This is a genomic window from Calothrix sp. CBUCES-K 9914, from assembly GCF_059640475.1.
In genome coordinates, this window is sequence record NZ_JBXXZH010000353.1 from 1 (window position 1) to 7,305 (window position 7,305).

The 7,305-nt window shown below is 39.4% G+C and carries 6 protein-coding genes and 1 tRNA gene; 3 read left to right on the forward strand and 4 right to left on the reverse strand.

Annotation, left to right across the window (positions count from 1 at the left end):
* Positions 1–154, reverse strand: a 154-nt coding sequence (locus tag AC2JBO_RS40965; protein ID WP_496959370.1) for a GntR family transcriptional regulator, incomplete at its 3' end; no start/stop codon positions are given.
* Between the two features lie 216 nt (positions 155–370).
* On the opposite strand from AC2JBO_RS40965, the gene AC2JBO_RS40970 reads away from it, so the two are divergent.
* Together AC2JBO_RS40970 and AC2JBO_RS40975 are read left to right on the forward strand one after the other, a co-directional pair.
* Complete coding sequence (locus tag AC2JBO_RS40970; protein ID WP_496959365.1) at positions 371–1,117, forward strand: dienelactone hydrolase family protein; 747 nt, start codon at positions 371–373, stop codon at positions 1,115–1,117.
* A gap of 70 nt (positions 1,118–1,187) precedes the next feature.
* Complete coding sequence (locus AC2JBO_RS40975; RefSeq protein WP_496959366.1) at positions 1,188–2,087, forward strand: S1 RNA-binding domain-containing protein; 900 nt, start codon at positions 1,188–1,190, stop codon at positions 2,085–2,087.
* 532 nt (positions 2,088–2,619) lie between these two features.
* On the opposite strand, the gene AC2JBO_RS40980 is transcribed toward AC2JBO_RS40975, so the two are convergent.
* A tRNA-Ser gene (locus AC2JBO_RS40980) sits at positions 2,620–2,704 on the reverse strand.
* 73 nt (positions 2,705–2,777) lie between these two features.
* Entirely contained in the window at positions 2,778–3,680 is a 903-nt protein-coding gene (locus AC2JBO_RS40985) for a TIGR04168 family protein (RefSeq protein WP_496959367.1), read from the reverse strand.
* Between the two features lie 246 nt (positions 3,681–3,926).
* Between AC2JBO_RS40985 and nadA the strand changes: the two genes are divergently transcribed.
* On the forward strand, positions 3,927–4,901 hold the full coding sequence (nadA, locus tag AC2JBO_RS40990) for a quinolinate synthase NadA (protein ID WP_496959368.1): 975 nt from the start codon (positions 3,927–3,929) through the stop codon (positions 4,899–4,901).
* Positions 4,902–5,459: 558 nt separating this feature from the next.
* Here nadA and AC2JBO_RS40995 read toward each other — a convergent pair.
* Positions 5,460–6,392 carry a hypothetical protein gene (locus AC2JBO_RS40995; RefSeq protein ID WP_496959369.1) on the reverse strand — a complete coding sequence of 311 codons (933 nt, stop codon included), beginning with the start codon at positions 6,390–6,392 and terminating at the stop codon, positions 5,460–5,462.
* Between the last annotated feature and the right edge of the window lie 913 nt (positions 6,393–7,305).

Sequence of the window (7,305 nt, forward strand, 5' to 3'; positions counted from 1 at the left end):
TACGATGCAAACCTGTCTGCATCGCCAGAGCGCGCGTGCTTGGCAATTTGTAACCAGGTGGATACTGGCGAGATGCAATCGCGAATCTAATTTGATTAAACAGTTGATTTGATGCGGGAATATCGCTATCAGGTTGGATGCGAAATTGAATCATTACCATATGCTCCTGGGCTGGTAGTTTATGCGACCAGCTATCGCGTTGTCAAATGATGGATTTGTACATTAGATTTATACATTGTTTTATACATTGAACAGTTCTGGTAGAAATCGACAATGTACAAAGTGCCTTAAATAACTTAATTCAAGATAGGCTTGGATTGCTGACAACCATGATGCATGTAATAAGCACACGCTACTAGTAAAAACTATTATGACAGACCGCGCAATCGATACCTCAAGCATTAAAGTTTTACAAGGTGAACTACCATTATCAGTGTACTTGGCATATCCGCGTACACCGGGTAGCTACCCAGGTATAGTAGTACTACAAGAGATTTTTGGTGTCAATGGGCACATTCGTTCTTGTACAGAAAGAATCGCGCGTGAGGGTTATGTAGCAATTGCACCGGCATTATTTGAACGTATTGCACCTGGATTTGAAACTGGTTATACAAGCCAAGATATTGAAATTGGGCGTAATTACGCTTGGGGACAAACTAAAGCAAACGAGCTTTTAAGCGATATCCAAGCAGCAATAGACTACTTGAAAACCCTACCTAACGTCAAAAATGAGGGCTTTGGGTGTATCGGATTTTGCTTTGGAGGACATGTAGCATATCTTGCAGCGACTCTACCAGACATTAAGGCTACTGCGTCATTTTACGGCGCGAGAATCACGACTACTTCACCCGGAGGGGGTAATCCAACTCTTGAGCGTACTTCTAAGATCAAAGGTACGCTATATGCTTTTTTTGGCATGGCAGATGCGAGCATTCCAGCAGAACAAGTTCTGGAGATAGAAGCGACGTTAGAAAAATATAGGATACCATCACGTGTCTTTCGCTACGATGGAGCTGACCACGGATTTTTTTGCGACCATCGCAAAAGCTATAATCCATTAGCTGCAAACGATGCTTGGGAAAAAGTCAAACAACTGTTTGCACAACAACTTAGTTAATGGGTTGTTGGGTGTTGTCTGTTTCAATTACCTGACGGACGTTAACTACATATCTATTTTTTATAAAGTCATGAATTCTGAAACCAAATCTCAAAAAGCTGATTCATCGTTTACGATGGATGATTTCGCCAAAGCTCTCGAAAGACACGACTACCAGTTCCAAAAAGGACAGTTGGTTAATGGTAAGGTGTTTCAAATCGACCATGATGGCGCCTATGTTGACATTGGCGGTAAAGCAAGTGCGTTTTTACCTCGCGATGAAGCTTCTTTGAGAACTGTTACTGATTTGTCAGAGGTGTTACCACTAGATGAAAAATTAGATTTCATTATTATTCGCGAACAAGATGCAGAAGGGCAAGTCACGATTTCTCGGCGCCAGTTAGAAATTCGCCATATTTGGGAAAGACTTGTGGTAATGAAAGAAAATAATCAAAGTGTGGAAGCGCGCGTTATTGGGGTTAATAAAGGTGGTATTAACGTTGATGCTCTAGGTTTACGTGGTTTTATCCCACGTTCGCACTTGGTTGAACGTGATAATTTAGAGGCACTCAAGGGAAAAACTTTGACTGTAGCCTTTCTCGAAGTTGAAGAGGCTAACAAACGCTTAATACTATCGCAACGCTTGGTAACTCGCTCTGCCAACTTGAGTACGCTGTCGGTTGGTCAACTTGTTGAAGGAAAAATAACTGGTATAAAACCCTTTGGTGTATTTGTAGAACTTTCGGATGTCGGCGCCTTACTTCACATCAAGCAAGTCACTCAAAAGTTTATCGATAATCTTGAAAAAGTCTTTCAAATCGGTCAGACCATTAAAGCTGTGATTATTGATATCGACGAATCCAAGGGTCGCGTTGCGCTTTCAACACGAGTTTTAGAAAGCTACCCAGGCGAAATCCTTGAACATATGGAAGACGTTATGGCTACTGCCGAAGCGCGCGCGCAGAAAATAAAAAACAAAGGTATCGAGTAAACGTTAAAGGATAGGCTTTAAGCCTATCCCCTATGCTGGTGCTACACATCCAATTACTGTACAAACAATATAGACATTTTATTACCGAATCTTAGTTACTCCACTGAATAGTTAAAACAGTGGAGAAAAGTTCAGGGTTTATGCGGAAGCAGACGCTTCCTCTAACGTGGTATCTTACACTTCAAGCGTTCCTCTGCTATCGAGGGTGTAAAAATACGCCCCTAGCAGTTTTTCTTAGTTTAGCTCACGATTCTTCAAATAGCTTGCCACAGAAGAAAATTTCATTCATCCATAACGTATATTTATGACTTCGAGAAATATCATTACAGAAAAGTTATTAATTAGTTAAATAAAAGTTAAGCAGCAAGACCAAGTTTGAATGACTGAAATTACACAGGTGTGTATCTCCATTATCACTCATCGGTTGCAATCTAATCCTAATTTTAAAGCTTTTTTCAATTTAACTTAGGGTAGTAAGTAATTGATGCTACTCTTTTAGTTAAAAAAATTACGTTTTATGTGTTCTTAATCACGGAGAGGGTGAGATTCGAACTCACGGATACTTTCGCATCACTCGATTTCAAGTCGAGCGCAATCGACCACTCTGCCACCTCTCCAATAAAGCTGTCAGCCTAAGCTGTCAGCGGTCAGTGATTTTTTCACTGAACAAGAATATATTCTACCATAAGTTTAAACAGTTTGCACAACTTGATTGGTTAATTCGTACAAAATTTCTTCAGATGCGATATCAAAGTCTTCGCCAACCCATACTTCGGAGGTTTGAGTCACAACACCATAGTCCAGGTGAACTATCGAGAAGTTCCGTTGTTTTCCGGTATTTGTATCGATAATACGGGGTACAGCAGCCGCGTTTAAGTAAATTATGCCTTCTGGGCTTCTAAAGACGCGCTTGCGAATAACCCTTTTAGTATGGCGTAACGCATGGTGCATGTGTCCAAAGGTTACTAAAGGTATTTTTTTATCGGTTGTAATTGCTTGAGATATTACTTCGGCAAAATCTGGGTCGCCAAAGTCTCCACCAATAGGGTGCCAATCTTTGCCGCATGGGTCTTCTGCTCTATCGCCCAATCCCGATGGACCATTATGCCCTAGAAAAATAATTGTCTCATAAGCTGCATTTTTAACCGACTCAAAAATTTGGGCTGCTGATTCTTCTAAAGTTGTTACGTTGTAACGTTGCTTGCAGATATCAGCAAACTTCATATCCGGGCCACCCCAACTAAATGGGCGCCCACCGACAACAGTTAAATTCAACTCATTAAAATCGAGTTTGCTATAACCAACATGAGCGTCACCTAATAAATCGAGTTGTTCCTGCACCCAGTCTTCTTGTGTACGGTCGTAAGGGCACTTCTTGCGTCCCCATTCGGTGGCAGAATACCATGCGTCATGGTTGCCCATTACCACTGCTTTCGGGATGTCGAGGGATGCTACCAAGCGCACAACATCTACAGATTCGTTGCCAAAATCCCCAACAAACAGCACTAAGTCCACTCCCAGTGAATGAAGCGCTATATGATCTTCCTTTTCCCACTGGTCGTGAACATCTCCAACTACAGCAATTTTTATCATCTTCGGGTTTTTTTCTTGCCTTATGTTTTTAGCATAGGCAACGTGAGGGGATTTTGACACATTCTTAAGGAAGGTGGATTACCCCATGTGTATTTTTGGTAAAAAGTACTATAATTATTAAAGAACAAATACCTATCTTGCCACCACTAATAAATCTTGTAGCTTCCTCGTTTAACAGAGGAAGGAGAGATTTTTTATGCCAAAGCAAGAATTCAGGCTTTTTAGAAAAATAGGTAACACCATACTGTGTTTACAACTGTACGAAGCGTATCTGAAAAGACCCAACTGGGTGCATTCCCGTTAGATTTATTTGCAGCAATTGAGGATTTGAAAAAGTCCCTAAATGCTGTAATTTTGGGGCATTATTATCAAGAACCAGATATTCAGGATGTAGCTGATTATATTGGCGACTCGCTGCAATTAGCCAGAGCCGCTGCCAACACGGATGCGAGCGTGATAGTTTTTGCTGGTGTCCATTTTATGGCGGAGACTGCGAAAATTCTCAATCCTGATAAATTAGTGCTGTTACCAGATAAGAATGCTGGGTGTTCGCTTGCTGATACATGTCCACCCTCGGAGTTTGCAGCGTTCAAACGCGCGCATCCAGGGCATTTAGTAATTTCGTATATCAACTGCTCCGCCGAAATCAAGGCGATGAGCGATATTATTTGTACAAGTTCCAATGCTGTCAAGATTGTCCAGCAAATACCAGCTTCGCAGCCGATAATATTTGCTCCCGACCGTAACTTAGGGCGGTATGTCATGCAGCAAACAGGGCGTGACATGGTATTGTGGCAAGGTAGTTGTATTGTACATGAAACTTTTTCAGAGAAGAAGATTGTACAGTTGAAAGTGGCACATCCACAAAGTGAGACAATAGCTCACCCAGAATGTGAGGAAGCAGTTTTGCGTCACGCAAATTACATTGGTTCAACTGCGGCGTTACTTAAATATTGTCAAGAAAGTTCTTCACAAGAATTTATTGTTGCTACCGAACCAGGAATTATCCACCAAATGCAGAAAGTGGCGCCGCACAAAACTTTCATTCCGGCGCCACCAGAGAATAACTGTAACTGCAATGAGTGTCCGTTTATGAGATTGAATACTCTGGAAAAACTGTATTTGGCAATGAAGAATAAGGCGCCGGAGATTACTATGGACGAGGAAATACGGCTTTTAGCTTGGCGCCCAATTCAACGTATGTTAGAAATGAGCGCTTAGATAGGTTAGGTTTGTAAAGTTTGTAGAGACGCGACAAATAAACTCGGGCCTCTACAACACAACTTTAAATCAGGTTAGGAGACAATCCATAAACAATCTCTCGTCACGCAAACTACCAAACTACGTACTTCAAGCCCTTTGTTTCAGGTTAATATTGTCGGTAATATCTAAGTAGTTAAAGTCATGAGCAATTGCCTATCTTCTATCAAATACTTGGTAATATTCTAAAAGTTAAAAGTTAAAAGTTAATTTGCAGATTATTTTGGTACAGACAAAAATTTATATATTATCAGTGAAATTGCCCTTTACTATTTGAAGTAGTAAAAAATCTCTTCTCTGTCATTAATTATTTGGAGTAGGCGCTTTGATTTTAACAGTTTGCTAATTAATAATTTCGTGAATTAAATTAAGCAAAATCTAAACACTAGAAAAATAAATTACAAAGCTATATGTAAATATATTAATTGCTCACATCAAATTTAATCATCTGAACTTGAAATTGTCAGTTTGCTGATGATAAATCCATATTTCTTAGTCTATTACACTTTTTTATAATTATTATTTACTCTTTTCTGCTTCCTTCTGCGCTGCCTCACTATATTCACGATACAACTTCGTGCGAATTTGCGCTTCTTTATAACGACTATGGCTTGGCACCACTTTTGCCATTAGGTCTGACGCGCGCTGCCAACTAGCTGCGTTTTCAAGCCACTGTGTAGAATTACGTGGTTTCTTACCGTTCAACGTTGTTTCGTTTGCAATTCTCACAGCATCTGCAAAATAGTCTTCAGTTAATTTAGCATTGCTTTCATTAAGAAAAGTAAAAGATTTTTCTTTTTTGCGTTCGTTAACAATAGGTGATTCTACGGTCTTAGATGTTGGCGATATAGGTTTTGACTGAGATGCTAGAATAGGTAATTTGAATTTATCACCAAGCAAACTATGAAGAGCTAAACCAATGATTCCAAATAGAATACAGATACTGATGCCTAAGAATAACCATCCCCAAGCAGAATTTTTATGTTTATTTTTTTTTACAAGCACTATTGAGCTTGATTGTGAAGTTTTAGGAAGACTTATTTTTACTGGCTCTGGTTTTCTTTCTTGTAAATCTTTAATAAATTGTTGTAAAGCATTAGGCTTTTCCAAAGAAATTTTTTCTGACCAGAGTAATTGATTGTCGGCTTCTTTACGGCTTATTTCTTCTAGCCAAAGTAATTGCTGTTCACGAACAATACGAGTGTTGATGTTAATTTCATAAATGTTTCGCGGTGCAATCGATTCGAGTATTTGACGAATTGTACTGACCAACGTTGATTTTTCTAATTTGTCTTCGCTACGTGCTTCACAGAGCAGTTGCAGCACTCCATTAGCAAACATTGCCCTAGTTCTAACACCGGAAGAAGCTAATCTCTGATTTAACAGCTGAATAATCGCAGCAACACTACCTTGTTGTGCCTGCCATGAGATATCGTTAATCCTGTCTACCATCACCATCAGTGTTTACTTACAGCCCTTCAAACGTAAATTGTTTACAAATCGACCATTACAAATAAGTTAGTGCTTTATATGACAATAACTTATTCCTTAATTGTATGAGGAAAAACATTATGTTGCCAAATTTTACATAAATCATCTCTCTTTCGGATGAGCTGAGGTTGTTATTAACCTAATATTTGCTATATGGCAACAGTATACTTATTCATTTGTCTAGAAACCGTCAAATACTCCGTTTAATAAAGCAACCCCTGCACGCGTGCGGGAACTGGTAGTTTATGGTGCCCTAGATTACTCTAGTGTTGATATCTTTTATAACAACGATCTTGTGATTATTCTACAAAATTATACAAAGTTAGGCTGTACCTTGCTATATGCACAATAGCTTATTGATCTGGCACTTAGTCAATATATCTATTAGAGGCACCTTGTTCACTCGATTTATGAAAAGATTGTAATATAGCAGTCCTAAATCATTTGTCAAAAATAAGATTCCCGACAACTTTTACGGATGCTGCTGGCAAATCAGGGGTAATACCCCGAAGGTGAACGAGAAGTCAGCTATTTCAGGAGCTATAGGCGCCTCTAATAGTAGCTCAAAAACCTTATTAAATCGTGTGGGTGAGGGGTCACACCTACCATTCGTCATTGGTATCCTTTAAGAAGTCGGGAATCTGGTATGCGCGATTTACACAACTCAACATCGGATGGCTATATATTATATCATGTCCGGTTGTTTGCCCATACATTACGATAATGTAGAGACAAGGGTTCAATCGCGTCTCTACGAGAATTTTATTATGGTTATGCTACCGAACATGATATTACTTATGAAATAAATTTCAAAAACAAAAGCCTTCTCTTTGTATATCAGAAGAGAAGGGTTTTGTTTGTAATATTGCCCTGG